The following is a 267-nucleotide window of genomic DNA, read 5'->3' as shown; positions in this document are numbered from 1 at the left end:
CTCTGACTGCCGCCAATCTTTGCAACAGAGCCGTTCGTGGAATTGATGTTCGATGACGATCGGCCAAGCCCGACCCAAAAGGCGCGCACAACCGATCTAATCGAGAAGTTCAAGCGAGACATCGTTAGCTTTGAAAGCCGGCTCGGTGCCGCGTTGAAGCTGACGCGCCTGAACGGTCATTCGGTGATGAATGAAGACGGCTCCTCCGTCACGCAATGCGACTTCCTGCGGTGGCTCCAGTTCTGCGCCACGGGCGTCAACCAACCT

Annotated in this window: 1 protein-coding gene; it reads left to right on the top strand. The window is 57.3% G+C overall.

Annotated features, from left to right (window positions below):
- Positions 1–36: 36 nt before the first annotated feature.
- Positions 37–267 (top strand): hypothetical protein (locus tag ACFC3J_RS23000; protein ID WP_375198216.1); only part of this gene is annotated, 231 nt, incomplete at its 3' end.

The organism is Sphingobium sp., from assembly GCF_041987595.1.
GTDB lineage: Bacteria > Pseudomonadota > Alphaproteobacteria > Sphingomonadales > Sphingomonadaceae > Sphingobium.
The sequence above is the reverse complement of the archived record's forward strand: the minus strand, read 5'-3'. Positions and strand labels throughout refer to the sequence as shown.